Annotated in this window: 20 protein-coding genes and 1 pseudogene; 9 read left to right on the top strand and 12 right to left on the bottom strand. The window is 71.0% G+C overall.

Annotated features, from left to right (window positions below; genetic code table 11):
• Positions 1–11: 11 nt before the first annotated feature.
• Positions 12–791 carry a DUF3050 domain-containing protein gene (locus ACX28W_RS35420; RefSeq protein ID WP_459004110.1) on the bottom strand — a complete coding sequence of 260 codons (780 nt, stop codon included), beginning with the start codon at positions 789–791 and terminating at the stop codon, positions 12–14.
• Between the two features lie 290 nt (positions 792–1,081).
• Between ACX28W_RS35420 and ACX28W_RS35415 the strand changes: the two genes are divergently transcribed.
• The 6 genes from ACX28W_RS35415 (at position 1,082) to ACX28W_RS35390 (ending at position 9,159) form a co-directional block, all read left to right on the top strand.
• Positions 1,082–1,678 carry an antibiotic biosynthesis monooxygenase gene (locus tag ACX28W_RS35415; RefSeq protein ID WP_459004137.1) on the top strand — a complete coding sequence of 199 codons (597 nt, stop codon included), beginning with the start codon at positions 1,082–1,084 and terminating at the stop codon, positions 1,676–1,678.
• 30 nt (positions 1,679–1,708) lie between these two features.
• Positions 1,709–3,889 (top strand): aminodeoxychorismate synthase component I, encoded by a 2,181-nt coding sequence (pabB, locus tag ACX28W_RS35410; protein ID WP_459004109.1) that lies wholly within the window; start codon positions 1,709–1,711, stop codon positions 3,887–3,889.
• A complete protein-coding gene (locus ACX28W_RS35405; RefSeq protein WP_459004108.1) occupies positions 3,886–5,451 on the top strand; it encodes an AMP-binding protein in 1,566 nt (521 codons plus the stop codon). The genes pabB and ACX28W_RS35405 overlap by 4 nt, the downstream gene beginning before the upstream one ends.
• Positions 5,452–5,522: 71 nt before the next feature.
• The gene (locus ACX28W_RS35400) at positions 5,523–7,103 is read left to right on the top strand and encodes a class I adenylate-forming enzyme family protein (RefSeq protein WP_459004107.1); all 1,581 of its coding nucleotides are present in this window, start codon (positions 5,523–5,525) and stop codon (positions 7,101–7,103) included.
• The gene (locus tag ACX28W_RS35395; protein ID WP_459004106.1) at positions 7,100–8,329 is read left to right on the top strand and encodes an FAD-dependent monooxygenase; all 1,230 of its coding nucleotides are present in this window, start codon (positions 7,100–7,102) and stop codon (positions 8,327–8,329) included. The genes ACX28W_RS35400 and ACX28W_RS35395 overlap by 4 nt, the downstream gene beginning before the upstream one ends.
• Positions 8,330–8,355: 26 nt before the next feature.
• Entirely contained in the window at positions 8,356–9,159 is an 804-nt protein-coding gene (locus ACX28W_RS35390) for an aminotransferase class IV (protein ID WP_459004105.1), read from the top strand.
• Positions 9,160–9,234: 75 nt separating this feature from the next.
• On the opposite strand, the gene ACX28W_RS35385 is transcribed toward ACX28W_RS35390, so the two are convergent.
• Positions 9,235–9,726, bottom strand: a complete 492-nt coding sequence (locus tag ACX28W_RS35385; protein ID WP_459004104.1) for a carboxymuconolactone decarboxylase family protein — start codon at positions 9,724–9,726, stop codon at positions 9,235–9,237.
• A 37-nt stretch (positions 9,727–9,763) separates the two neighbouring features.
• Entirely contained in the window at positions 9,764–11,500 is a 1,737-nt protein-coding gene (locus tag ACX28W_RS35380) for an IS200/IS605 family accessory protein TnpB-related protein (RefSeq protein ID WP_459004103.1), read from the bottom strand.
• 233 nt (positions 11,501–11,733) lie between these two features.
• Between ACX28W_RS35380 and ACX28W_RS35375 the strand changes: the two genes are divergently transcribed.
• Positions 11,734–12,240: a carboxymuconolactone decarboxylase family protein gene (locus ACX28W_RS35375; RefSeq protein WP_459004102.1), complete on the top strand. Its 507-nt coding sequence runs from the start codon at positions 11,734–11,736 to the stop codon at positions 12,238–12,240.
• 28 nt (positions 12,241–12,268) lie between these two features.
• Positions 12,269–12,535 (top strand): annotated as a pseudogene (locus ACX28W_RS35370) (isocitrate lyase/phosphoenolpyruvate mutase family protein); the annotation flags it as partial.
• A gap of 9 nt (positions 12,536–12,544) precedes the next feature.
• Here the strand turns inward: ACX28W_RS35370 and ACX28W_RS35365 are convergent.
• The 5 genes from ACX28W_RS35365 to ACX28W_RS35345 are packed head-to-tail and all read right to left on the bottom strand — an operon-like array spanning position 12,545 to position 19,638.
• Positions 12,545–13,501: an ABC transporter substrate-binding protein gene (locus ACX28W_RS35365; RefSeq protein ID WP_459004101.1), complete on the bottom strand. Its 957-nt coding sequence runs from the start codon at positions 13,499–13,501 to the stop codon at positions 12,545–12,547.
• Between the two features lies 1 nt (position 13,502).
• On the bottom strand, positions 13,503–15,458 hold the full coding sequence (locus tag ACX28W_RS35360) for an ABC transporter permease (RefSeq protein WP_459004100.1): 1,956 nt from the start codon (positions 15,456–15,458) through the stop codon (positions 13,503–13,505).
• Positions 15,458–16,549, bottom strand: coding sequence for a quaternary amine ABC transporter ATP-binding protein (locus tag ACX28W_RS35355; protein WP_459004099.1), 1,092 nt, complete (start codon positions 16,547–16,549; stop codon positions 15,458–15,460). Before ACX28W_RS35355 ends, ACX28W_RS35360 begins: the two co-directional genes overlap by 1 nt.
• Positions 16,546–18,078, bottom strand: coding sequence for a GMC family oxidoreductase (locus tag ACX28W_RS35350; RefSeq protein ID WP_459004098.1), 1,533 nt, complete (start codon positions 18,076–18,078; stop codon positions 16,546–16,548). Before ACX28W_RS35350 ends, ACX28W_RS35355 begins: the two co-directional genes overlap by 4 nt.
• A gap of 48 nt (positions 18,079–18,126) precedes the next feature.
• A complete protein-coding gene (locus tag ACX28W_RS35345; RefSeq protein WP_459004097.1) occupies positions 18,127–19,638 on the bottom strand; it encodes an aldehyde dehydrogenase family protein in 1,512 nt (503 codons plus the stop codon).
• A gap of 266 nt (positions 19,639–19,904) precedes the next feature.
• On the opposite strand from ACX28W_RS35345, the gene ACX28W_RS35340 reads away from it, so the two are divergent.
• Positions 19,905–20,801, top strand: a complete 897-nt coding sequence (locus tag ACX28W_RS35340) for a bifunctional helix-turn-helix transcriptional regulator/GNAT family N-acetyltransferase (protein WP_459004096.1) — start codon at positions 19,905–19,907, stop codon at positions 20,799–20,801.
• A 19-nt stretch (positions 20,802–20,820) separates the two neighbouring features.
• On the opposite strand, the gene ACX28W_RS35335 is transcribed toward ACX28W_RS35340, so the two are convergent.
• The 4 genes from ACX28W_RS35335 to ACX28W_RS35320 all read right to left on the bottom strand — a co-directional run bounded on the left by ACX28W_RS35335 (position 20,821) and on the right by ACX28W_RS35320 (position 25,132).
• Positions 20,821–21,489, bottom strand: coding sequence for a hypothetical protein (locus ACX28W_RS35335; protein WP_459004095.1), 669 nt, complete (start codon positions 21,487–21,489; stop codon positions 20,821–20,823).
• A gap of 374 nt (positions 21,490–21,863) precedes the next feature.
• Complete coding sequence (locus ACX28W_RS35330; RefSeq protein WP_459004094.1) at positions 21,864–22,241, bottom strand: hypothetical protein; 378 nt, start codon at positions 22,239–22,241, stop codon at positions 21,864–21,866.
• Positions 22,234–23,919, bottom strand: a complete 1,686-nt coding sequence (locus tag ACX28W_RS35325) for a hypothetical protein (protein WP_459004093.1) — start codon at positions 23,917–23,919, stop codon at positions 22,234–22,236. The genes ACX28W_RS35330 and ACX28W_RS35325 overlap by 8 nt, the downstream gene beginning before the upstream one ends.
• Positions 23,920–24,142: 223 nt before the next feature.
• The gene (locus ACX28W_RS35320) at positions 24,143–25,132 is read right to left on the bottom strand and encodes a malate dehydrogenase (protein ID WP_459004092.1); all 990 of its coding nucleotides are present in this window, start codon (positions 25,130–25,132) and stop codon (positions 24,143–24,145) included.
• Positions 25,133–25,694 lie beyond the last annotated feature (562 nt).

Raw genomic sequence — 25,694 nt, 5'->3', positions numbered from 1 at the left:
CGGCGCTCACGTCAATCCATCGCCTCCACGATGCCGTCCCACAAACGCGACCTGGCCTCCAGCGCCAGCGTCGCTGTTTCGACGGCCTCCTGCCAGCGGGCGTCGTCCGTGCCGCAGAGGTCGGCCACCATCTGCATGGCCATGGGGGTGTGCTCCTCGCCGTCGACCTCGATGTGACGGGCGAGGTAGTCGCAGAAGAGCGGGAAGCGGTCGGTTCCTTCCTTCTTGATGACCTGGTCGAACATGTCCGGGATGAGATCCTCCCGGGAGAAGGCGAAGGCGGCCGCCCGGCAGTGCAGTGGCCCGTCGGCGATGACCCCGAAGGTCGTGCGGACAAACTCGGCGGCGGGACCCGGGACTTGGGCGACGCGCAGCGCCGAGGGCACATCGTGGCCCTCCGCGATCAGGGCGAGGAAGGTGTCGATCCGGGTCGTGTCGGCCGCCGCCTCGGTCATGCCCGCGCGGTACAGCTCGAAGTGGCTGGTGAAGCCGCCGTTCAGCTCGTCGCTCTCCTCGACCAGCACGATGTCGTTGATCAGCCGTCGGCCCACCTGCGAGCCGCGCGGCACCCAAGGGACGTCGACGCAGGTCAGCTCCCGTTGCAGGGACTTGAGCAGGGACATGAAGTCCCACACCGCGAACACATGGTGCGCCATGAACGTCGCCATACGCTCCCGGCTGTTTATCCGCTGGTAAATCGGATGGGCGGTCACTTCTTTCCGGGCGGGTTCGATCACGGAACGCGCCCGCTCGATTCCTTCATTGGTCAGATTCCAGTCGTACCTGGACATGGATCTCCTTTACGGAACCTTCACAACTCTTTCCGTCGCCCCATTTTCGGGCCGGATGGCGATGGTGCAGCTTTAGTCGCTTCCCCGGCAAGCACTTTCAGGAATTCCAGAAAGGTTACCCGGAGTATCACTCGACAGAGGGTGCCAAGGTGGCCAAAAAGTCAGTAAAAGATCACGTTACGGACAGCCGGGCAGGGCAACCGGACAAGGCGACCAGGCACGACAACAGGGCAGTCGAAAACTTCGTTGAAGATTTGAACGCGGCCGTCCCTCTTTCCGTATTCGGTGGGGTGACCAGGAATCCCGTTACCGTCACGGTGGCGTATCACGTGATCCCGGGCCGCGAGACCGACTTCCACTCCTGGGGGTGGGCCGCACTACGGGCCGGCTCCCAGCAGCCGGGCTTCCTAGGAGGTGGCGTACTTGCCGACGGAGAGGCGGAGTGGCATGTGCTCTACCGCTTCGACAGCGAGGATTCGGCCCAGACCTGGGAGAACTCGATCACCCGGGCACAGTGGGAGGCCCGGACGCAGGGGTTCGCCCGGGAGACGGGACGCAGGAGCGTGCGGGGCTCGAAGGCGTGGTTCGATTCCCAGACCACCACGCCGACCGCATCCGCCGCACCGGCCGCACCGCGCCCTCCATCGAAATGGAAGCTCTGGTTCGTGAATATGAGCGCGGTATTCCCGCCGGTGCTCCTGTTCAATCTGACCGTGCTCCCCTATCTGGGCGGCCTCAATCCGCTCATTCGTACTCTGCTGTTGTGCCTGTGCGTGACGGCTCTCGTCACCTGGATTCTCATGCCGCGCCTCCAGCGTTTCTTCAAGAAATGGCTGTACCCACCGCTCCAGGCACTCCGTGGACGGCACAAGAGACGGACCGCGTAGGCCAGAGAACGACCAAAGGGAGGTGGGCGGGTGAAGACCCTGCTCATCGACAATTACGACTCGTACACATACAACCTGTTCCAGCTGATTGCCGAGGTCAACGGCGAGGAACCGGTGGTCATCCTGAACGCGCCCGACAGAATTCCGGATCTTGCGACTCTCCGGGAATTCGACAATGTGGTCGTGTCGCCGGGACCGGGGCACCCGGCCGCATCGCGTGACTTCGGGATCAGCGCCAGAGTGCTCGCCGAGTCCGCGATCCCCGTACTCGGCGTCTGCCTCGGTCACCAGGGCATCGCCCTCGGGGAGCAGGGCCGGGTGACGCCCGCCCCCGAGCCCCGGCACGGGCATCTGTCCACGATCCGGCACGACGAGCGGGACCTGTTCCAGGGGCTGCCGCAGAACTTCACCGCGGTCCGCTACCACTCGCTGTCGGTGCCCGAGCCGCTCCCCGCAACGCTCGAGGCCACCGCCTGGGCTGAGGACGGCGTCCTGATGGGGCTGCGGCACCGCACCCGGCCGCTGTGGGGGGTGCAGTTCCACCCGGAGTCCGTCCTCACCGACTACGGCCACCGGATGCTCATGAACTTCCGCAACCTCACGGCGGAACGGGCCCGCAAGCCACGTACGAAGAACACCGCGGTCACCCCGTCCGCGGCGGCGATCCCCCGCCCCGCGGGAGCCGTCCGCCCCGCGCACTCCCCGCGGACCGTCCGCCCCGCCTACCGCCTGCACACCCGCCGCATCGCCACCGCGGTCGACGCGGAGGCCGCCTTCACCCGCATGTACGCCGCCGCCCCGCGGGCGTTCTGGCTGGACAGCTCGCTGGTCGAGGAGGGCCGGTCCCGTTTCTCGTTCTTCGGCGACGGCAGTGGCCCGCTCGCCGAGTTCGTCCGCTACGACGTCACGGCCGGCCACTGCGAGATCGAGCGGGCCGGGCGGCCCCCGCGCAAGGTCCGGGCGAGCGTCTTCGACTACCTCAAGCGGCAGTTGGCGAACCGCCAGGTGGACGCCACCGGGCTGCCCTTCGACTTCACCGGCGGATACGTCGGCTACTTCGGCTACGAGATGAAGGCCGACTGCGGCTCACCCGCACCGAACCGCCACCGGGCCGAAACCCCCGACGCGTGCTGGCTGTTCGCCGACCGGCTGATCGCGGTGGACCACCAGGAAGGCTTCACCTACGCCGTCTGCCTCGCCGAGGACACCCCGGCGGCCACCCGCGAGGCCACCGACTGGCTCGACGCGGCGCTGGCCCAGCTCACCTTCGTCGCCACGGACCGGCCCGCGCTTCCCCTCCCGGCCGAGCCGGACCTCGACGCCGCCGAGCCGTGGCTGGTCCGCGACCGGGCGACGTACCTCGCGGACATCGAGGCCTGCGCACGTGAGCTCAGGGCGGGCACCAGCTACGAGATCTGTCTGACCAACGCCGCCCGGCTGCCCGCCCCGCCGGACGCGTACGACTTCTACCGGGTGCTGCGACGCGTCAACCCGGCGCCGTACGCGGCGTTTCTGAGGTTCGGGGAGGTCGAGGTGGCGGGCGCGTCCCCCGAGCGTTTTCTGCGGATCACCCGGGACGGCCTCGCCGAGGCCAGGCCCATCAAGGGCACCGCGCCCCGCGGCGACAGTCCCCAGGAGGACGCCCGGCTGCGGGACGCGCTGGCCGCGGACGCCAAGACGCGCGCCGAGAACCTGATGATCGTCGACCTGCTCCGCAACGACCTGGGCCGGGTCTGCCGGACCGGCACGGTGCGTGTCTCCCGGCTGATGGCCACCGAGACGTACGCCACCGTGCACCAGCTCGTCTCCACCGTCGAGGGCAGGCTGCGCGAGGGCACGGACGCGGTGGACTGCGTCCGTGCCTGCTTCCCCGGCGGTTCGATGACCGGCGCGCCGAAGCTCCGCACCATGGAGATCATCGACTCCCTGGAGACCGAGGCGCGCGGCGTGTACTCCGGGGCACTCGGCTACCTGGGGTGCAGCGGCGGCGCGGACCTCAACATCGTCATCCGCACCGCCGTACTCGCCGACGGCCTGATGCACCTGGGCGCCGGCGGCGCGATCGTCCTCGACTCCGATCCGGCCGCCGAGTACGACGAGATGCTGCTGAAGACTGCGGCGCAGATGCGAGCCCATCAGGACTGCGCCGCGACACTGTCCCGCCCGGGCCGGCCCCCGGTCCCGACGGCCGCCGAGGAGCCCGCCCGATGACGACTCCTCGGTCCACGACGACCTCTCGGTCCACTACAACCCCCCGGTCCACGCTGCCACCACCCCCGCCCGACGCCGACGCCCCCGGAAACCTCTCGGCCCATCTCGCCGCCCTCGTCGAGCGGCGCGGTTGGAGCGAGCGGACCGCCTTCCACCAGGGGCACCGGGTGTGGACCCACGGTGAGGTGCACGACCTCGCGGCCCGCGCGGCCACCGTGCTCGCCGGGTACGGCGTGGGCCCCGGCGACCGGGTACTGCTCGCACTGCCCGACGGGATCGCCTGGGTGACGGCCTTCCTCGCCACCGCACGCCTCGGGGCCGTCGCGGTCCTGGTCAACCCCGAACTCCCCGCGACTGAGCACGCGTTCATGGCCGAGGACGCCGAGGCCGTGCTCTGCGTGACCGGACCGGGCCTGGAGGACCGGTTCGCGGACCGGGCACGCCTCGGCGCCGATCAGCTGGTCGCGCTCACCCCCGCCGCCGAGCCGACCGCCGCCCACCCGGTCGACGCGCACACGCCCCTGTACGTCCAGTACACCTCCGGCACCACGGGCCGGCCCAAGGGAGTCGTGCACTGTCACGCCGACCCGAAGACGTACCACGACCTCATCGGCCGACGCCTGCTGCGTATCGCCCCGGACGACGTCACCCTGTCGGTGTCGAGGCTGTACTTCGCCTACGGATTCGGCAACGCCTTCGTCTTCCCGCTCTTCTCCGGCTCCAGCGCCGTACTGGTGGACCGGCGTCCGGCCCCGGCCGCCGTGGACGAGCTCGTCGCCCGGCACCGGGTGACCCTGCTGTACTCCGTGCCGTCCGCGTACGCCGCCCTGGTGACCGACCGGGGCAACGGACACGCCGCCTGCTTCACCTCCGTACGCGCCGCGGTGTCGGCCGGCGAGGGCATGCCCGACGAGCTCGGACAGCGAGTGGCCGAACTGCTCGGCGCACCGGTGCTGGAGCAGATCGGCTCCACCGAAGCCGGTCACGCGTTCTGCGCCAACAGCTTCGAGCACCACCGCCCGGGCACCGTCGGCCGTCCGGTACCCGGCTTCGAGGTGGAACTGCGCGACCCTGCCGGACGACCCGTGCCGGACGGCGCGGAGGGCGAACTCTGGGTCCGCGGACCGACGGTGACGCCCGGCTACCTGAACCGTCCCGAGGAGACGGAACGCACCCTGGTCGGCGGCTGGCTCGCCACCCACGACCGCGCCCGCCGCGAACCGGACGGCAGCTACCAGCACCTGGGCCGCGTCGACGACATGGAGATGGTCGGTGGCATCACCGTCTCCCCGCTGGAGGTGGAGGCCGTACTGCGGACCCATCCGGCGGTGCGGGAGGTCGCGGTCGCCGCCTTCCTCGACGGGCACGGCTTCAGCCGGCTGCGGGCCTTCGTCGTCCCCGTCACGCCGTTGCCCGCCGGTCTGGAGGCCGACCTCGTGCTCCTGGCACGCGAGCACCTCGCCGCGTTCAAGGTCCCCAGATCCGTCAGCTTCGTCCGGTCACTGCCCCGTACCCCGACCGGAAAGCTCCGCCGCCACCTCGTCCGGCAGGGCGCCTGGTGACCACGACCACCTCCCTTGCAGAACCCCCTGCCGAACCCCTTGCAGAACCCCTCTCAGAAAGGAACGGACGCATGCGACAGCACCAGCCGACGCACCCCCTGCTCGCCGACCGCGGGTTCTATCTGGGCCCGATGTTCCGCCGGGCGGCGGACCGTCACGGAGCCGTCTTCGTCACCCTGGACCGGCCGCTGGACGTCAATCCCGATCTCGGGGTCGACCTCAGCTATCCGGTACTGGCCGACGTGGTCGAGGAACTCTCCGGCCGACTGTGGGAGGCCGGGGTCCGGCCCTCCGAGCAGGTGGTCGTCCACAAGACGGACAACGTCGACATCATGCTGCTGACCTGCGCCGTCTCCCGTATCGGCGCCGTCCCCGTCCTCCTGTCGCCCGGTCTGGCCGGACCGGTGGTCGGACAGCTCCTCGAACGGCTGCACCAGCCCTGGCTGATCACCGACAGAGCGAAACTGGACGGCCCGCTGACGGACCTCGACGTCTCCGCGCTCGTACGGCAGATACTCTCCGTGGACGACGCGCCCGGGGCCGTCCCCCTGGAGAAGTACGCCGGTGCCGAACCTCCCTCGCCCGTACGGCTCCACCCACGGGAACCCGCCCTGATCACCCACAGCTCGGGCACCACCGGCGTCCCCAAGCTCGCCGTGCACTGCCCGAACACCATGTGGAACCGGCTCGTACCGCAGCAGGCGATGGGCTGGCCCACCCGCGGCGAGACCGCCGCACTGCACATGTCGTTCGTGCACTCGCGCTTCTATCACCTGCTCGGCGTCCTGCTGCGCTTCGGCAGCCCGCTCGTGCTGATCACCGACCCGGACCCCGCCACGGTGGGACCGCTGCTGGCCCGGCACCGCCCCGGCATCGTCGAGACCCACCCCAACACGTTCGTGCTGTGGGAGGAGCTGGCCGACGCACCCGGCGCACCGCTGTCCCGGGTCCGCTCGTACGGCTCCACGTTCGACGCGATCCATCCGCGCACCGTACGGCGACTGCTCGACGCGTCGCGGCGCCGCGCGCCCTGGCTGATCCAGCTGTACGGGCAGAGCGAGACGGGCCCGGTCGCGTTCCAGTGGTTCACCCGGCGCAGTGCGGCGCGTGCGGACGGCCGCCGGGTCGGGATCGGCATCCCCGGCTTCACCCGGGTCCGGGTCACCGACGACTCCGGCAGGCGGGCCCGCCCCGGGAAGCCCGGCCGGATCGAGGCCCGCACCAGGGGCCGCATCCTCACCTACCTGGGCGCCCGGGAGCAGTACCAGCGCCAGCTCGACGGTGACGGCTGGTGGGAGATGGGCGACATGGGGTACCGGAGCCGCCTGGGCGCCCTGTATCTGATCGACCGCGAGATCGATCAGATCGACTCGGTGCACAGCAATCTCGAGGTCGAGGACACGCTCATGTCCCGGCTCGACGAGCTGCGCGAGGTCGTCATCGTGCCCGGCGTGGACCGCGAACCGGTGCCGGTGGTGTGCGTGCGCGGCGAACGGCCCCTGGACCCGGCGCGCTGGCGGGAGGCCACGGCCGACCTGCCCGCGATGGCCGAGCCTCGCCAGTGGCGGTTCGAGGAGCTGCCGATGACGGCGACGTGGAAGGTGAAGCGGGTGGAGATCACCCGCATGCTGACCGAGAGCGCCCGCGTGTGAACCCGGCCACCGACGGCGACGAGTCACCGGCGCCCGATCGCGAGCAGCCGGTCCTCGTCGTGGGTGCCGGCCCCGTCGGCCTGTCGGCGGCGCTCGGCCTGCGCGCCCGCGGCCTCCCCGTCGTCCTCCTGGAAGCGGACCCGCAGGATCGTGAACGGCCCGGCAGTCGCGCCCTGTTCGTGCACCGGGAGACCCTCCGGCTGCTCGACGGGATGCGCCCGGGACTCGCCGCCGACATCACGGCGTACGGACGCACCTGGCACACCAGACGGACCCTGTACCGGGGCCGCGAGGTGTACTCCCGCACCTTCCCCCCACCGTCCGGCTCCGGCACCCCGCCCTTCACCAGCCTGCGCCAGGTGGACACCGAGCGCTTCTTGCGCACCGCCTGCGAGGCCGCCGGGGTGGAGTTCGTCTGGGGCGTCCGGGTGGAGGGGGTGATCGCCACGCCGACGGAGGTCACCTTGACCGACGGGGACGGACGCTTCTGGACCGGCACGCATGCCGTCGCCGCCGACGGCGCCCGCTCCACCGTCCGGCGCGAACTGGGCATCGCCATGGAGGGCACGCACGCGGAGGGGTTCCACGTCGTCGTGGACGTCGCCGACATCCCGGGCGCCGAGCTGCCGTTGGAGCGGGTCTTCCACTACGAGCATCCGGGGGTGGGCGGGCGCAGCGTGATGCGGGTGCCGTTCACCGGGGGCTTCCAGGTCGACCTCCAGTGCCGGGACGACGACGCGCAGGAGGCGTACGGGACCGAGGAAGCCGTACGGCAATGGCTGCCGTCGGTCGTGGGCGAGGGGTACGGCGAGCGGATCATGTGGGTGTCGACGTACCGCTTCCTGCGCAAGGTCGCGGCCTCGTTCACCGATGCGCAGCGGCGCGTGCTGCTCGTCGGCGAGGCGGCCCACCTGTTCCCGCCCTTCGGCGCCCGCGGCATGAACAGCGGGATCGCGGACGCTGCGGCCGCGGCGCGGGCCGTCGCCGCGGGGACGACGGAGGCGGTCGCCGAGTTCGCCGACGTCCGGCGCGCGGCGGCCCTGTTCAACAGCGCCGCCGCCGGTATCGCGCTGGACCACCTGCGGCCGCGGCGCCGGATCGTCCGCGTCAAGCAGCGCACGGCAGCGGCCCTCGCGCCCGTGCTGCCGTGGTGCGGGTCCTGGCTGGAGCACGCACCGTACGGGCCCCGGCACGGGGCGGCGGCCGTGGCGGGCCGGAAGTACTGAACCACACGTACTGAAAGGAGCTCTTGGTGACACAACCGGCGATTGCGGAGGGGCTGTTGGCGTGGTCGACCGGCCGTGGCCTGAGTTCGGCCCCGGCATCGGGCGGGCGGCTGCTCGTCGCGGACTCGTGGCTGCTGCGCGACGGCCGGGTGCGCGGCTTCGCACGGCACCGGGAACGCTTCCTGCGGGCCTGCGGCGACTGCGGCGGGCCCCCGCTGCGCCGGCTCGTCGACTTCTGGCAGGACATGAGCGCCGCGCTGCCGCGCACCGGAGAGTGGTTCCCCCGGGTGGAACTCGCGCCGGGATCCCAGGAGCCGGAGCTGAGACTGCTGCTGCGGCCCGCACCGCCGCTCGGCTCCGGTTTGCGGGTCTGGGCGGAGGGCCAGCCCGATCCGCGGACGGTCCCCCGTCGCAAGGGACCGGATCTGGACACTCTGGCCCGGGTCCGCAGGCGGGCGTCCGACGAGGGCGCGGAGGAGGCGGTGCTGATCACGCCCTCGGGTGTGGCGCTGGAGGGTGCCACCTCCAGCCTGCTCTGGTGGGAGGACGACACCCTGTGCCTGCCCTCGCCGCAACTGCCCGTCCTGGCCGGAGTGACGGCCGGGCTCGTCCAGGACCGCGCCCGACGGTCCGGGATCCGCATCGCCCACCGCGAGCGGACCGTGGCCGACCTGGACGGCCGAGAGGTGTGGCTGGTCAACGCGCTGCACGGAATCCGGCCGGTGACGGGCTGGATGAGCCCGTCCAAGCGCCCGATGAGGGCCGCGCCCGCGGTGCGCGCGGCGGAATGGCGGCAATGGCTGGACGACATCATGGAGCCGCTTGACTGAACCGCCGGGAAAACCAATGAGAAAGCGTGCCGGATCGAATTCCATTCGCCCCGGCACGCTCATTGCTGTCTAAATTCAGCTTGCCTTCCGGGCGGGCTGATAAGCGCCCGGCACCATCCGTGTCGCGATCGCGATCCGGTTGTACGCGTTGATGACGGTGGCCGCCCAGATCAGCGCCGCGATCTGGGCCTCGTCGAAGACCTCCGCGGCCTCGGCGTAGACCGCGTCCGGCACGTGTCCGTCGTGCACCAGCGTCACCGCCTCGGTCAACGCCAGTGCGGCGCGCTCCCGTTCGGTGAAGAAGGGGGTCTCCCGCCAGGCGTTCAGCGCGTAGAGCCGCTGCTCGGCCTCGTCCTGGGCGCGGGCGTCCTTCGTGTGCATGTCGAGGCAGAACGCGCAGCCGTTGATCTGCGAGGCGCGAATCCGGACCAGTTCAAGGAGCTCCGGTTCGACTTTGGCGTCCTGGGCCGCGGAAACGGCGGCGCCGTGCAGCGAGCCCATCGCCGCGGATACGTCGGGGGTTGTCTTCTTGAGGGCTACGCGGGATATGGAAACACTATTGCTCATGGGGTGACTCTATCCAGCAAAAGGGTTTCCGGTGACTCTATCCAGGAAAAGGGCTTCCGGTGTCCTGGTCGTCGAAAGGCAACGCCGCGCACAACGCGTCCAACGCCCCCGACCACGCGTGTTCCGGCGGTGTCCCGTACCGTTCCTCATGACTGAGCGGGAGTGAATCCTGTTGCCAGGACCCGTGCTCAGCCGAACGCCCCGAACGGTGTTGGGCGTTCTGGTCCACAGCGTTCGCTCCGCGTCCGGGCGGCACGGATCGTGTCCGTGGTCCGGGGATACGGGGGCGGTTTCCCTCACGCCCTCGGGTGCCCGATGGGGCCTGGACGGTCCGATGCCCCGCACGATCGCTCTGGTCGTGTGGGGGCGGTGCCGTCCGTCGCCGGATCGGGTGTCCCTGGGCGCGCCTTCCGATCGCCACGGCTGCCGCCTCGTGGCGAGTGGTCTTCCTGCTCTTGCTCGTGAGGGGCTTCTGCCAGTGTTGAGCGCCCCACTTGCTTGTGTACGCCGGGTCGACAGCGACGATGGCGACGCCGAGTTCGGCGGCCATCGACACCAGCCGGGCCCGCAGCCTGGAGGTGGGCATGCCGGAGATGAGGTTGCGGAAGCGTTTGCGGCGTCCGTGCTTCTCGCGGGTCTTCTCGGCGGTGAAATCGAGGTCTTCGATCGCGATCGCGAGGCCGTGGCGTCTGGCCCAGTGCAACAGGCGGATGAGGGCGTGCCGTACCTGGGCGTCGCGGTGGTCGGCGGTGCCGGTCAGGTCGTAGCCGAAGCGGAGTGGTTCACCGACGGGGTTGCCATGCTGGTCGAGGCGCCAGGCTGCAAGGTGGTCGGCGTTGGTGTCGACGCCGGCCAGGCCGCCCGTGCGGGCCGCTTCCAGGGGGACTGTCCGGATGGGGGAGATGGTCCAGGAAGCGGTCAGGTACCAGCGGCCTCGGGCGGTGTCTTCGTGGATGCGGTAGGCGACGGCCCGGTTGGCGGTGATGCGGTCGCGCCACTGCTCGCCCCGGTGCGTGAACGCCACGCGGGCTGCCAGCACGTACCGGCCGTGCGGGGCGTTTGCCAGATGCGCCAGCGGGGCCGGGAGCTTGAGGGAGACCTCGCCGTCCGGGGTGACGCGGAGGGTCTCGTTGCCGTACCGCCTACCGGATTCGCCGTCGGCCTGCAGGAACCGCCGCCCGGCCTGCCACCGCGCGCGCCATCGCTCTTCGGTGAGCCGCGCCTGCTCCAGGTGGTGGCGAGTGTTCAGCAGCCGCTTCCCGCCGCGCACCACGTGTACCACCCCGGCCTCACGCTCGGTCCGCGCGGCGTCGAGCCGGTCGGTCAGCAGGTGCAGGCGGCGGGACTTGGCGAACCATTCCTGTGGGCTGCGGTACCCGCCAGGAGCGTGCTTGCTGCCCTTCTCCCCGACGGGCAGGGACAGCCGGTGAGTGATCGTGCTGATCCCGGCTTGGAGGCTCTGGATGTGCGCGAGCTGACCGCGCCGGGCCAGCGCCCACTGGTCATGGCTGGCCTTCGTGATCGATCCGGCCCAGCGCGAGGAGGACTCCTGTGTGAGGGCACGCTTGCGCTTCGCCCATGCCTCGGCGTGGTGCTCCGGCCCGGCCGCGCAGCGGGCTTTGAGGTCACGGCAAGCCAGCGTGCCCAGATGGTCCCCCACCAGGCGAAGGACCTTCTCGTCCGCGGCAGTGAGGCCCTTGAGCCGGTCACGGATCGCAACCCCCGAAGGGCCGGGCACCACAAACGGCGCCGCCAGTTCCCGCAGCCCGCCCACCCCGCCACCCCCGCCCGTGAACCGAAGATCCTTCCATCACACCCAACGACCACCCCACACAAAAGTCACGCATTCGATGAACGAACGCCCGTCCCCTCGGGATTCACACACGCCGTGCCCCTGCGGACGCCGGGCCCGGCCGGCTCGAGGTGGAGGTCGACCCCCAAAGTGGCCCATGGTTTAGCCATGGAGGTGGACCATACCTGGGCTGCTTCACTCGTAGGGTCGATGCCATGACTGCGAATGACAACGACACCACCGTGGAATACGCCCCGGAGCACAGCCCCCGCCTCCACTGGGCCAAGCTCGCCCCCGACGTCTACAAGGCCATGATCCGGCTCGAAGTGGCGGCCCAGCAGGGCCTCGACCCGAAACTGCGCGAACTGGTGAAGCTCCGCGCCTCGCAGCTCAACCACTGCGCGTTCTGCCTCGACATGCACACCAAGGACGCGCTGGCGGCGGGCGAGAGCGTCCAGCGGATCGTGCAGCTCAGCGCGTGGGAGGAGTCCAGGCACTTCTACACGGAGAAGGAACTGGCGGCGATCGAGCTGACCGAGGCCGTCACCGTCCTCACCGACGGCTTCGTACCGGACGAGGTGTACGAGAAGGCCGCCAAGCACTTCGAGGAGGCCGAGCTGGCGCACCTGATCGCCGCGATCACGGTGATCAACGCGTGGAACCGGTTCGGGGTGGCCACGCGCATGGTCCCGGGCCACTACGAGGCGGGGCAGCACCGGTAACGGAGCGCACCAAGGCGCTCGACCCGGCGGTCGGGCAGGCCCCGCACAGGCCGTCGAGCGGGCCGCGTTGTACGTCGCCGCGGGCGCCGACCGCGTGCATCCGGTCTTCGCCCCGGCCGCCGTACTGCCGCTGTTACGGTCCGGGTTCCAGGGGCCGGTCAACATGCCGGCCCGGTGGGACGGCGAGGGCCCCTCGCCCGCCGCACTCGGCGGACTCGGGGCCACCCGCGTCACGTTCGGGCCGGGACTCCAGCACCGGGCCACGGCCGCGCTACGGGAGATCGCGGCCGGGCTGGGCCAGGAGTCAGGACAGCCACGCCTTCCAGGTGGACGCGTGGCTGTCCACCCACTTCTTCGCCGCCTCCTGGGCCGACAGCTTGTCGTTGGCGATCATCAGCGAGACCTCGTTCTGGTCCGCGGTCGTCCACTTGAACTTCTTCAGGAAGGCGGCCGCCTTGCCGCCGCTCTTCGCGAAGTCCGCGTTGAGGTACTTCTGGAGTGGGGTGTGCGGGTATGCGCAGGCGATCTTCGCCGCGTCCGCGTCGCAGCCCTCCTTGTAGGCCGGGAGCTTCACCTCCGTCATCGGGACCTTCTTGAAGAGCCACTGGGGCGAGTACCAGTACGTGAGGAACGGCTTCTGCTCCTTCGCGAACTGCTTCATCTGCGTGATCTGCGCCGCCTCCGAACCGGCGAACACCACCTGGTAGTTCAGCTTCAGGTTGTCCACCAGCGCCTTGTCGTTGGTGACGTACGACGGGGAGCCGTCGAGGAGCTGGCCCTTGCCGCCGCTCTCCGCGGTGCGGAGCTGGTCGGCGTACTTGTTCAGGTTCTTCCAGTCGGTGACGTCCGGGTGCTGCTCGGCGAAGTACGTCGGGACGTACCAGCCGATGTGCCCGGTGACCCCCAGATCCCCGCCGGGAGTGATCGTCTTCTTGTCCTCGATGTACCGCTTCTCCTGGTCGGGGTGGCCCCAGTCCTCCAGGATGGCGTCGACCCGGCCCTGGCTGAGCGCGTCCCACGCGGGGACCTCGTCGACCTGGACGGTGTCGACGCGATAGCCGAGCTCGTGCTCCAACAGGTACTGCGCGACGGCCTCGTTGGACTGCGCGCCGACCCAGGACTGCACGGACAGGGTCACCGTCTTCGCGCCCTGGGCGCCCGCGAAGGGCGAGGCCTGCTTGGTCATGTCGGCGGCGCCGCAGCCGGTCAGCACCAGGAGGGCGGACACACCGGCCACCACAGAAGTCGTACGAACTCGCATGTCACGCTCCCTTCTTCGCGCGGCGTTCCGTCGGCTGCGTCACCCGGTCGAGCATCAGCCCGAGGCAGACGATCGCGGCTCCGGCGACCAGGCCGGTCGCCAGGTCGCCCTGGGCGAGGCCGAAGACGATGTCGTAGCCGAGCGCGCCGCCGCCGACCAGCCCGCCGATGATGACGACGGCGAGGACGAGCACGACGCCCTGATTGAGGGCGAGGAGCAGCGCGGGGCGGGCCAACGGCAGCTGGACCTGGCGCAGCTGCTGAGCGCCGGTGGCGCCGAGCGAGCGCGCCGACTCCAGCGCGGCCGGGTCGACGGCGCGCAGGCCCTGGGTGGTGATGCGGACGACGGCGGGGAGGGCGTAGACGACCGCCGCGGCGACGGCGGGCGCGCGGCCCACGCCGAACAGCGCCACCACGGGGATCAGATACACGAACTGCGGCATTGTCTGGAAGACGTCGAGGACGGGCCTCAGCAGGCGCTCGACCCGCTCGCTGCGCGCGGCCGCGACGCCGGTCGCGAAGCCCAGGACGAGGGTGACCGCGACCGCCGCAAGGACCTGCGACAGCGTGTCGAGCGACGGCTTCCAGACGCCCAGCACGCCGATCGCGGCCATCGCGAGGACGGCGGTGAGCGCGGTGCGCCAGGTGCCGAGCAGCCAGGCGAGGGCGGCGACGATCAGGAGAACCGACCACCAGGGCAGCCCTTGCAGGCCGTCGCGCAGGGGGTCGAGGACCCACGTGGTGAAGTGTCCCGCCCAGTCGGCGGTGCCGCCGATGTAGGGGACGCCGGAGTAGAGGTGGTTGGTCATCCAGTCGACGGCGCGGTTCACCGGCTCGGCGATCTGCACGGTCCAGGTGCCGGGCCAGTCGAGACGGCCCGTGAGGCGTCCGGCGACCGCGACGACCACGGCGACGACCGCCGCGTACGCCCATGGCGTGGAGGTCTTCTGCGCCTCCCCCAGCCGCTCCCCGGCCGCGCCGGTCACCCGGTCCAGGACGACCGCGAGGAGCACGATCGGGATACCGGCCGCGAGCGCGGCCCCCACGTCGACAGAGGCGAGGGCCTGGTAGACGCGGTCGCCGAGGCCGCCCGCGCCGATCACCGAGGCGATGACGGCCATGGACAGCGCCATCATGATCGTCTGGTTGAGGCCGAGGAGGAGTTCCTTGCGGGCCAGCGGGAGGCGTGCGGTGAGCAGGCGCTGGCGGGCCGTGGCCCCCAGCGAGGCGACGGCCTCCATCACACCGGCGTCCGCGTCGCGCAGGCCGAGCGCGGTGAGGCGGGCCATGGGCGGGGCGGCGTACACGACGGTGGCGAGCACCGCCGCGGGGACGCCGATGCCGAAGACCAGCACGACCGGCAGGAGGTAGGCGAACGCCGGGAGCACCTGCATGGTGTCGAGGACCGGGCGCAGCGCGCGGTGCGTGCGGTCGGAGAGCCCGGCGGCGAGGCCGAGCAGGGCGCCCAGCGCGAGGGACGCGAGGACGGCGACCACCATGAGTGCGAGCGTCTGCATGGTGGGCACCCACATGCCGAGCAGTCCGCAGGCGAGGAACGCGGCGGCCGTGCCGAGCGCCAGCCGTACGCCTGCGGCCCGCCAGGCCACGAGTGCGGCGATCGCGGTCACGCCGGCCCAGCCCACCGCGAGCAGCACCAGGTAGACGGCGCGCACGGCGAGGGCGATGGCGTTGCTGACGTATCCGAAGAAGTACAGGAACAGCGGGTGGCTGTCCCGGTTGTCGATGATCCAGTCGCTGGCCCTGCCGAGGGGTTCGGTGAGGTCGACGGTGAGGGTGTGGGGCCAGGTTCCGCTGCCCCAGCGGGCGTTGAGGAGGGGGACGATCACGGCCGCGGCGACGGCGAGCAGCAGGAGCTTGCCGACGGCACGGTGTCTGGTCGCGCCCTTGACCAGTGCGAAGACGCCGGTGTGGCCGACGGTAGCGGTGACGGTGGCCATCAGGCCGCCTTCTCGCCCACGGCGGCACCGGCGGGCGCGTCCGTCCCGGCCACCACCCCGAGCAGCGCCGTCGAGTCCACGACTCCGACGCAGCGCCCCTTGTCCATCACGCGTGCCGGGTCACCCGAGCGCGCCACCGCCTCGATGGCTTCCGAGACGGTCGCGTCCGGCGCCACGACCGGGCCCCGGCCCGCCTCCTCCGCGGACGCGGTGCGCATCGCCGTACGCACCGTCATGACCTGCTCGCGCGGCACGTCCCGGACGAACTCGCGGACGTAGTCGTCGGCGGGCGAGCCGACGATCTCCTCGGGCGTGCCGAGCTGGACGATACGGCCGTCGCGCATCAGCGCGATGCGGTCGCCGAGGCGCAGGGCCTCGTTCAGGTCATGGGTGATGAAGACCATCGTGCGGCCCTCCTCGCGGTGCAGGCGGATGACCTCCTCCTGCATGTCGCGCCGGATCAGCGGGTCGAGCGCGCTGAACGGCTCGTCGAAGAGCAGGACCTCGGGGTCGACGGCGAGCGCCCGGGCCAGCCCGACGCGCTGCTGCTGACCGCCGGACAGCTGAGCGGGCCGGCGCTGTTCCATGCCCTCCAGGCCGACCTTGGCGACGACCTCGGCCGCCCGCTCCCGGCGCTCCCCCTTGCCGACGCCCTGGATCTCCAGGCCGTAGGCGACATTGTCGAGGACCGAGCGGTGCGGGAGCAGGCCGAAGTGCTGGAAGACCATCGCGGCACGGTGGCGGCGCAGTTCGCGCAGCCGGGTCTTGTCCATGGAGCGTACGTCCTCGCCGTCGATGACGATCGCGCCCGCGGTCGGCTCGATGAGCCGGGTCAGACAGCGCACGAGCGTGGACTTGCCCGAGCCGGACAGGCCCATCACGACGAAGACCTCGCCCTTGCGCACCTCGAAGCTCACGTCCCGGACGGCGGCCGTGCAGCCGGTGCGGGAGCGGAGTTCGGCGGGGGTGAGGGCGGCGAGTTCGGCATCGGCGGGGACCCGGTCGGCCTTGGGCCCGAAGACCTTCCACAGGTTGTGGACGGAGAAGACGGGTTCGACCGGGGTTTCGTTGACGAGAGTGGAGGTACTCATCGCTCACCACCCCCGATCAGCTCGGCGCATTTCTCCCCGACCATGAGCACCCCGATCATCGGGTTCACGGCGGGCATCGTCGGGAAGACGGACGCGTCGGCGATCCTGATGCCGTCGAGGCCTCGGATGCGCAGCTCGGGGTCGACGACGGCGAGTTCATCGGAAGGAGCGCCCATGCGGCAGGTGCCGGCCGGGTGGTACACGGTGTGCGCGACCTGGCGTGCGTACGCGCTGAGCTCCTCGTCGCCGGTGACGTCCGGACCCGGACACACCTCGCGCTTGAGCCAGCCGGCGAGCGGCTCGGCCGCGGCGATCTCACGGGCGATGCGGATCCCGTCGACGAGGGTACGGCCGTCGTAGTCGTCCTCGTCCGTGAAGTACCGGAAGTCGAGGGCGGGCTTGTCGGCCGGGTCGGCGCTGGTCAGGTAGAGCCGGCCGCGGCTGTGCGGCTTGGGGATGTTCGGGGTCATCGAGACGCCGTGTGCCGGGCGCTCGTAGCCGAGCCGTTCCGGGTTGTCCGTGAACGGGATCTGGTAGAAGTGGAACATCAGGTCGGGGCCCGCGTGTTCGGGGTCGCGGCGCACGAACAGGCCCGCGTCGGAGTCCATCGCGGAGTTCTCGGGGATGGGGCCGTTCGTCTCCCAGACGATCACCGACTCGGGGTGGTCGAGCAGGTTCTCGCCGACGCCGGGCAGGTCGTGGGCGACGGGTATGCCGAGCTTCTCCAGGTCCTGCTTCGGGCCGATCCCGGAGTGCAGCAGCAGCCGCGGCGAGTCCACGGCGCCCGCGCACAGCAGGACCTCGTGCTTCGCCCGTACGAGGATCTCCTCGCCGTCCTTGGTCCGCACGTGCACGCCCGTCGCGCGCGTCCCCGCCAGCTCCAGCCGGTACGCCCAGGTCTCCAGCAGGAGTGTCAGATTGGGCCGCTCGTCCATCACCGGGTGCAGATAGGCCACCGACGCGCTGGAGCGCTTGTTGTTCTCGGGGTGGTACGCGAGGTCGAAGAAGCCGGCTCCCTCGGTGAACGGCTTCTTGTTGAAGCCCTCGACGCGGGGTACGCCCAGCGCGGCCCGGGCGGCGTCGACGAAGTCCCGGGCGATGGCGTTGCGGTCCTTCTCGTCGACCGGGACGATGTTGTTGAGGAGCCGCGCGAAGTACGCCTCCATCGGTACCGCGCCCCAGCCCTTGGCGCCCGCCGCCTCCCACTCGTCCCAGTCCGACGGCAGCGGCTTGAACGCGATCAGCGTGTTGTGCGAGGAGCAGCCGCCGAGGACACGGGCGCGGCTGTGCCGGATGTGCGAGTTGCCGCGCGGCTGCACGGTGGTCGGGTAGTCGTAGTCGAGCTCCCCGCCGAGCAGCCCCATCCACCGGCGCAGGGTGAGGACGTCCTCGCGGTCGACGTCACTGGGTCCGCCCTCGATGACGGCGACGGTGACGTCGGGGTTCTCGGTGAGCCGGGAGGCGATGACAGAGCCCGCGGTGCCGCCGCCGATGACGACGTAGTCGTACGTTTTCTCGTGCTGGGACATGGTGTGGTGCTCCAAGGTGCTGTGTGCGGTGGGGGACGTCGCCCGGGCTCAGCCGGCGAACCAGCGAACCGGCTTGGGGGCGAGGTTCTGGTACACGTGCTTGGTCTCGCGGTACTCGGCGAGCCCCGCGGGGCCGAGTTCGCGCCCGACACCGCTCTTTCCGAAGCCGCCCCACTCCGCCTGCGGAAGGTAGGGGTGGAAGTCGTTGATCCAGACGGTGCCGTGCCGCAGCCGTCCGGCGACGCGGCGGGCGCGGCCCGCGTCGGCGGTCCAGACGGCGCCCGCGAGCCCGTACTCGGTGTCGTTGGCGAGCGCGACGGCCTCGTCCTCCGTGCGGAAGGTCTCCACGGTCAGGACGGGCCCGAAGACCTCCTCGCGGACGACCCGCATCCCGCGGCGGCACTGGTCGAGGACGGTCGGCTCGTAGAAGTACCCGGTGGCGGGCCTGGCGTCGGACGGCTCGGGACGCCTGCCGCCCGCCCGCAGCACGGCCCCTTCCGCCAGCGCGGAGGCGACGTACGCCTCGGTCTTCTCCCGCTGCTGCTCCGATACGAGGGGGCCGCACTCGACGCCGTCCTCGGTGCCGCGTCCGAGCCTGATCCGGCCGGCCCTGCGGGCGAGTTCGGCGACGAAGCGCTCGCGCACGGACTCCTCGACGATCAGGCGCGACCCGGCCGAGCAGACCTGGCCGCTGTGGATGAAGGCAGCGTTGAGGGCCTGGTCGACCGCGGTGTCGAAGCCCTCCTCCGTCGCGCAGGCGTCGGCGAAGACGACGTTGGGGTTCTTGCCGCCGAGTTCCAGGGCGACCTTCTTGACGGTCTCGGCGGCGGCCCGGGCCACCTTCGTACCGCTGATCAGCCCGCCGGTGAAGGAGACGAGGTCGACGCCCGGGTGCTCGGCGAGGCGCGCGCCGACCGTGTGCCCGGGGCCGGTGACGATGTTGGCGACCCCGGCCGGCAGCCCCGCTTCGGCCAGCAGCCGGACCAGGGCCACGGTCGTCAGCGGAGTGATCTCGCTCGGCTTGATCACGAAGACGTTCCCGGCGGCGAGGGCCGGAGCGATCTTCCAGCTGGCCTGCAGGAGCGGGTAGTTCCAGGGGGTGATCAGCGCGCAGACGCCGACCGGCTCGTGCACGACGACGCTGTGGATGTCCTTGGACCCGGCGTCGACGACACGCCCGCCGCCCTCCCCCACGACGAGATCGGCGAAGTACCGGAAGGCGTCCGCGACGCAGTCGATGTCGACGCGCCCTTCCTCGACCGTCTTGCCCGCGTCGCGGCTCTCCAGGAGCCCGAGCTCTTCACGGTCGCGTACGAGGAGGTCGGCGACGCGGCGCAGCAGCGCGGCGCGCTCGGCGACGGGGGTGTGCGGCCACGGGCCCTCGTCGAAGGCTCGGCGGGCGGCCGTCACGGCCGCGTCGGTGTCGCGCTCGTCACCCTCCGCGACCACGGCGAACGGCTTGGCATCCGCGGGGTCGCGGATCTCGCGGGTGGCGCGCGAGTCGGCTTCGCGCCACTCGCCGCCCACGTGAATGGTCTGTTGTGCCTGCTGTCCAGCCATGATCGGTGTTGCCTTCCGTTCCCGTTCCATGCCCCTGCGTCACACGCGTGTCACCTCGAGGGCCCGGAGCACCTGCCCCTCGACCCCGGATGCATGCACAACCCGTGACCAGAAGTCCCCGGCGTCACTGAAAAATCGGAAGAATTCGGCACATATGACCCGAACCATTCGGCGAGGGTGACCGGGAGCGGACGAGGACGGACGAGGACGGACGAGGACGGAAAGCCCGGGACAGCCACCCTTTCTTTGACTATGGTCAAAGAAATATGGAGCCAGTTTCAATCGAGCCGGTGGCAACGGACGACGTGCGGGCGCTGCGGCGCTTCAACCGCTATTTCACCCGCCGCATCGGAGTTCTCGACGATCACTATCTCGGGCAGGACCGACCCCTCGGTGAGGCGCGGCTGCTCTTCGAGATCGGGGACGGGGCACCGCTGCGCGAGCTGAGGAGCCGGCTCGGACTGGACGCCGGGTACCTGAGCCGGATGGTCCGGGCGCTCGAAGCGCAGGAGCTCGTGCGGGTGCGCGTGCATCCCCGCGACAGCCGGCTGCGGATCGTGGAGCTCACCCCGGCCGGCCGGGCCGAGGTGCGGGAGCAGAACCGGCGGGCCGACGGTCTGGCCGAAGGCCTGCTCGGCGGCCTCGACGGGCGCCGGCGCGGCGAACTCACCACCGCCCTCGCCACCGCCGAACGGCTGCTGCGGCTGGCCTCGATCACCGTCGAACGCGTCGACGGCGCCTCCCGCGACGCGCGCGACTGCCTCGCCGCGTACGCCGCGGACATCGACGAACGGTTCCCCGAGGGCTTCGACCCCGCCGCCCTCGTCCGGCCCCACGAGGTGTCGGGGACCTCGGGCTCCTTCCTCGTCGCGTACGAGGAGGGACGCCCCGTGGGATGCGGGGCGCTGCGGCGATTCGATGCGGGCGTCGGCGAGATCCGGCATGTGTGGGTGCATCCCGATGCCCGGCGGCTCGGCCTCGCCCGGCGGATCCTCGACGGACTGGAGCGAGGGGCCGTCGAGCGCGGGTACGGCGTCGTACGGCTCGACACGCACGCGGTGCTCACCGAGGCGCAGGCGATGTACCGGGCGTGCGGTTACACGGAGATCCCGCGGTACGACGACAACGTGTACGCCGCCCACTGGTTCGAGAAGCGGCTCTGACCCACGGTGACCCCCTCGTTCAGCAGGCGGCCCCGGTCAGGCAGAACGACCGTACGGCCGCGTCCTGGATCTCCTGCTGCTCGGGCCACGCGTCGGCCGGTCCCGCGGTGAGAACGGCGTACAGCTGGTTGTCGTCGGCGTGGATGACACGGTCCAGGGTGCGCAGCTCCACGCCCCACTTCTCGCTCGAGTGGGTGTAGTCGAGCTCGGCGGCCTCGCCCCGGTCGTCGGCGACGGCTTCGAGGCTGTTGCGGTGGTAGTCCGGCAGCCGCTTCTTCAGGTCCGCCTCGGCCGCCGTGAGCGTGCCGCGCGGGGTGGGGTCGGCCTCGCTGACCCGGAAGACCTGGAGATAGCGGGGGCCGCCGCCCGACTCCCTGAAGTAGTAGATCGTGACGCCGTTCTTGCCGTTCTCCGAATCCGGCTCCCAGTCTTCCGGTACGACCATGTCGAACTCCCCGGTCGAGACCGACCGGTATCCCGCCGGGAGGGCACTTTCCGAGGGGGACGCGGACGTCTCGTCCAGGGTCGGGGTCGGGGTGGGCGCGGACTCGGAGACGCTCGGGGTGGTGGGGGCGGTGGACACCTTGGTGCGGGCGTCGTCCTTGTGCGTACCGCCGCCGTCCCCCTTCGACGCGTACCAGCCGCCGAATCCCGCCGCCGCGCCGACGAGCAGGGCGGCGGTCAGCACCGCGACCCATTTCCTCGTCGTCGGGCGCGGACCCGGACCGGGGTCGCCGCCCGGTCCCGGTCCGGGAATCAGGTACTGCCCGCTCAGGTCAGCAGGGCCGGGGCCAGGAGCCGGGTACGGGCCCACCTGATCGGGACCGAGGCCAGGAGTCTCGTACGGACCCCCCTGATAGGGACCCTGAGCCGAACCCGAACCCGAACCCGAACCCGAACCCGAACCCGAAGCAGGACCCGAACCCGAAGCCGGACCCGGCGGAACCACCGGCTCGAAGGCCGGCCGCGGCGGAGGCGGCGGGGTGTGGCGGGCCGGTCCCGCGCCCGTCTCCCAGCTCTGTGTCTCCGAATTCCAGTGGACCTCGCCCTCGCCGGCCACAGTCAGCTCCCCAGCAGCGCGGCGACGGACTCGGCCACCGCGCCTGCCGAAGCCAACAGTCCGGTCAGCGCGCCCGCGTCCGTGAGGGCCTGCCGGATCCGGGCGAGACGCCCCTGACCGGCCCGTCCCGACTCCTCGATCTCGGCCTGCGCCCCGGCGAGTTCGGCGTCCAGCTCGGCCGTCTGGCTGCTGGCGACCAGCCGCTCCAGGTCGGCCCGGAGTTCGCGCACCCGCCGCAGCAACTCCTCCTGCGCGGGGTCCCGTTGCGGCAGGCCCGCGCCGGACTGATTGACGACGCTGTTCCCGTCGCCGATCGCGAAGGCGCCGCTCACACCGCTGATGTTGATGGAGCCCCTTCCGGCGCCCTGCTCGTCAGCCATTTCCATCCACTCCCGCCGTACTCGGCGCACCGGGCGCGCTCGGCGTCTTGTTGGTGACGACGTTGTTGTCGCCGATGGCGAACGCGCCCTGCACGTTCTCGATCAGGGTGCTGCCGCCGCTCACGTTGACGACCTTCTGGGCGAACTCGTCGGTCCGGTAGCCCGCGTCCTTGAGCACCTGCCGCACTCCCTGCGCGACCCGGTCCTGGATCGACTTCAGATAGCGGCTGACGTCCATGTCCTGGAAGAGCGAGGCCCGGTCCCCCGAGCCCAGTTCACGGACCGAGCGCGCGGGCCCGTCGGGCATCGCCGCGCCATAGCCCGCGGTGAGGATCCGCCAGGTCAGGGCCACCCCGCGGCCCAGTGTCGCGAAGGCGAGCGGCACCGAGCGAGGAGTGCGCGCCAGGGCCCAGACCGCCTTGCCCAGCGGGCTGTTGTGACGGTATTGGTGGGCGATCCGGTCCGCGTCCTCGAAGTCGGCGCGCACCGGCAGCAGGACGTGCGGGGCGATCTCCAGCATCAGCATGCCACCCTGGGTGTGCACGCGGACGAAGACGGTCGTGACGACTTCCTCCTCCCAGCCTCCGACCCGCGCCCGCAGGAAGTGCCGCCGGGTCTCGCCGCCCTCCTCGACCGACTCCGCGCGGTGCACGAGGAACGCGTCCGGGTGGTACGGCGCGAGGTCCCGCCGGGGCAGGCCCGCCACCGGCAGGAACACACACTCGTCGATCTCCAGCCGACGCAGCCGGTCCCGCACCGCGTCCCCGGCATGCGGCGAGGGCAGCCGCAACCGCGCGAGCAGCTCATGGACCTTGTCGAGGATCACCCGGTTGTTGACGGGCAGCGGCGGCTCGTGACGGTCCGGGTCCGGCCGCAGCTCGACGGCGAGGCTCCAGGTGTCGTGCGCCTGTCCGGCGCCGCAGAAGGGGTGCGCCGCGTGGTACATCACCAGGGACGAGCTCTGTTCGACCCGGATGCGTGCGCGCAGCCGCTGGAAGCGCCGTCCCTCGGCGAGTTCGGCCGGGTCGCCGGCCATGTCGCCGAAGCGCGCCGGGTGCAGCTCGTGCGCCAGCGCCCGCGCGAACTGGCCGCGCTGCAGGGCGACGCAGACCGCTACCAGCAGCGGGACGATCAGCGCGGCCCAGGCGTGGATCGGCTTGATGGTGAAGCCGTCCTCGAAGAGCACCGTGGCCAACTCGTCGGGGAGGAAAGTTCGGAAGAGGTCGTAGAGCTCCTCCTGATCCGCCGCCCCGAAGGCCGCGCGCGCCGTCGTGATCGCGACGTAGAGCAGCAGGAATCGTCCCGCCCAGCGGAGCTGCCAGGCGGGGAACCTCCGGTACCACGGGGGACGTTCCTGGGAACCCCGGATCCAGGAGGCGGCCGCGAGCAGCAGGCTCGGGACCAGGAGGACGACCAGCAAATAGTTGGAGAGCGGGAGACCCACCGCCCACAGGCCCAGGATCCCGGCCGCCCAGCCGAGTTCGAGCCGGCGGGCGCGCAGTGCGTGGGCCAGGACGCGCGCGGCGTCGTAGCCGAGCGAGGGGGCGGCGAGGCGCTCCTCGTGGACGTACAGCTCCTCGATCACCGCGTCGCGGTAGTCCGAGTCCAGGTAACTGCCCGCGCACAGCAGCCGGGTGGCCTCACTCGCGCCCGGCGGCACACCGGGCGGGTGCGGCACACCGGCATCCGGCGGTTGTGGCTGTTGAGGTAAATGGAACGTCTGCGTCAACGCTGCTCCCCCGAGGCGTGAACTGTCCTGTTTTCACCGGCGCATCACTGTGTTGAGCGTCACAGCATAGAGGGCTTGCGGCATCCCTTGCACCTGTATTCACAGGAACGCCGCAGGCCCCACCCGGGAAACCCGGACGGGGCCTGCGTACGCAACAGCGGGGGGCGGTGGCTCAGATGAGACCGAGGCCGCGGACCGCGTCGCGCTCCTCCTCGAGCTCCTTGACGGAGGCGTCGATGCGGGCGCGGGAGAACTCGTTGATGTCCAGGCCCTGGACGATCTCGTACTGGCCGTCCTTCGTGGTGACCGGGAAGGACGAGATGATGCCCTCGGGGACGCCGTAGGAGCCGTCCGACGGGATGCCCATGGAGGTCCAGTCGCCGTCCGCGGTGCCGTTGACCCAGGTGTGCACGTGGTCGATGGCTGCGTTGGCGGCGGAGGCGGCGGAGGACGCGCCACGGGCCTCGATGATCGCGGCGCCGCGCTTGGCGACGGTCGGGATGAAGTCCTCGGCCAGCCACTTCTCGTCGTTCACGACCTCGGCGGCGTTCTTGCCGGCGACCGTGGCGTGGAAGATGTCGGGGTACTGGGTGGCGGAGTGGTTGCCCCAGATGGTGAGGCGCTTGATGTCCGCGACCGTCGTGCCGGTCTTCTTCGCGAGCTGGGTCAGCGCGCGGTTGTGGTCCAGACGGGTCATCGCGGTGAAGCGCTCGGCCGGTACGTCCGGGGCGGCGGCCTGCGCGATGAGCGCGTTGGTGTTGGCCGGGTTGCCGACGACCAGGACCTTGATGTCGTCCGCGGCGTGGTCGTTGATGGCCTTGCCCTGCGGCTTGAAGATGCCGCCGTTGGCGGAGAGCAGGTCGCCGCGCTCCATGCCCTTGGTACGGGGGCGGGCGCCGACGAGGAGGGCGACGTTGGCGCCGTCGAAGGCGACGTTCGGGTCGTCCGAGATGTCGATGCCCTGGAGCAGCGGGAACGCGCAGTCGTCCAGCTCCATGGCGGTGCCCTCGGCGGCCTTCAGCGCCGGGGTGATCTCCAGGAGGCGCAGCTTGACCGGCACGTCCGCGCCGAGCAGCTGGCCAGAGGCGATGCGGAAGAGCAGGGCGTAACCGATCTGGCCGGCCGCGCCGGTGACGGTGACGTTCACGGGAGTGCGGGTCATGGCGTTCTCCGTATGACAGCTGGCGGTGGGGCGTCCCTGCCCCGGGGTGCAGAATCCTCCCCTGCGTCCGCCGCGATGATCGATCAGGGATACCGATGATCGATCTCTTGGCGTCAAGAGAGATTCGCCGTCAGGTTATCGCGCATCCGGGATCCCGGTCGGCCGGGTCCCGTGTGGCCCACCCCACAGAGTCCCCTGAGAGGCGGCCGCCGGCCCGGGAGAGTTGGCGCGACGGCCGCCGAAGGGGGTACCGGGGTCCTGGAGGCGGTGTATTGCTCCGGTTCCTCCGGGACGGCACCGGATCCCGTGGGGGTACGGTGCGCCTGCCCCGTAGGGGGCCGGGCATTCCTCGATTCCGGGGTCGATTTTTCGCCCCCGCCGCCCCTACCCGTCCCCTGGGGGCTCCGCCCCCAGACCCCCGTTCGGCCTGAACGGCCTCGTCCTCAAACGCCGGACGGGCTGAAAGATCACACCCCGGCCGGGATATCCAGCCCGTCCGGCGTTTGAGGACGAGCCCTTCGGGCGATGGCGGGGGTCCAGGGGGCGCAGCGCCCCTGGCGGG

Source organism: Streptomyces sp. SD15, from assembly GCF_054462255.1.
The sequence above is the reverse complement of the archived record's forward strand: the minus strand, read 5'-3'. Positions and strand labels throughout refer to the sequence as shown.

Excerpts from the sequence above, each read along its gene's own strand:
- ACX28W_RS35375 (WP_459004102.1), top strand. The coding sequence starts at position 11,734 with ATGACTGCGAATGACAACGACACCACCGTGGAATACGCCCCGGAGCAC.
- ACX28W_RS35400 (WP_459004107.1), top strand. The coding sequence starts at position 5,523 with ATGCGACAGCACCAGCCGACGCACCCCCTGCTCGCCGACCGCGGGTTC.
- ACX28W_RS35350 (WP_459004098.1), bottom strand. The coding sequence starts at position 18,078 with ATGTCCCAGCACGAGAAAACGTACGACTACGTCGTCATCGGCGGCGGC.
- ACX28W_RS35360 (WP_459004100.1), bottom strand. The coding sequence starts at position 15,458 with ATGGCCACCGTCACCGCTACCGTCGGCCACACCGGCGTCTTCGCACTG.
- ACX28W_RS35330 (WP_459004094.1), bottom strand. The coding sequence starts at position 22,241 with ATGGCTGACGAGCAGGGCGCCGGAAGGGGCTCCATCAACATCAGCGGT.
- ACX28W_RS35405 (WP_459004108.1), top strand. The coding sequence starts at position 3,886 with ATGACGACTCCTCGGTCCACGACGACCTCTCGGTCCACTACAACCCCC.
- ACX28W_RS35345 (WP_459004097.1), bottom strand. The coding sequence starts at position 19,638 with ATGGCTGGACAGCAGGCACAACAGACCATTCACGTGGGCGGCGAGTGG.
- ACX28W_RS35365 (WP_459004101.1), bottom strand. The coding sequence starts at position 13,501 with ATGCGAGTTCGTACGACTTCTGTGGTGGCCGGTGTGTCCGCCCTCCTG.
- ACX28W_RS35420 (WP_459004110.1), bottom strand. The coding sequence starts at position 791 with ATGTCCAGGTACGACTGGAATCTGACCAATGAAGGAATCGAGCGGGCG.
- ACX28W_RS35320 (WP_459004092.1), bottom strand. The coding sequence starts at position 25,132 with ATGACCCGCACTCCCGTGAACGTCACCGTCACCGGCGCGGCCGGCCAG.
- ACX28W_RS35385 (WP_459004104.1), bottom strand. The coding sequence starts at position 9,726 with ATGAGCAATAGTGTTTCCATATCCCGCGTAGCCCTCAAGAAGACAACC.
- ACX28W_RS35355 (WP_459004099.1), bottom strand. The coding sequence starts at position 16,549 with ATGAGTACCTCCACTCTCGTCAACGAAACCCCGGTCGAACCCGTCTTC.
- ACX28W_RS35340 (WP_459004096.1), top strand. The coding sequence starts at position 19,905 with ATGGAGCCAGTTTCAATCGAGCCGGTGGCAACGGACGACGTGCGGGCG.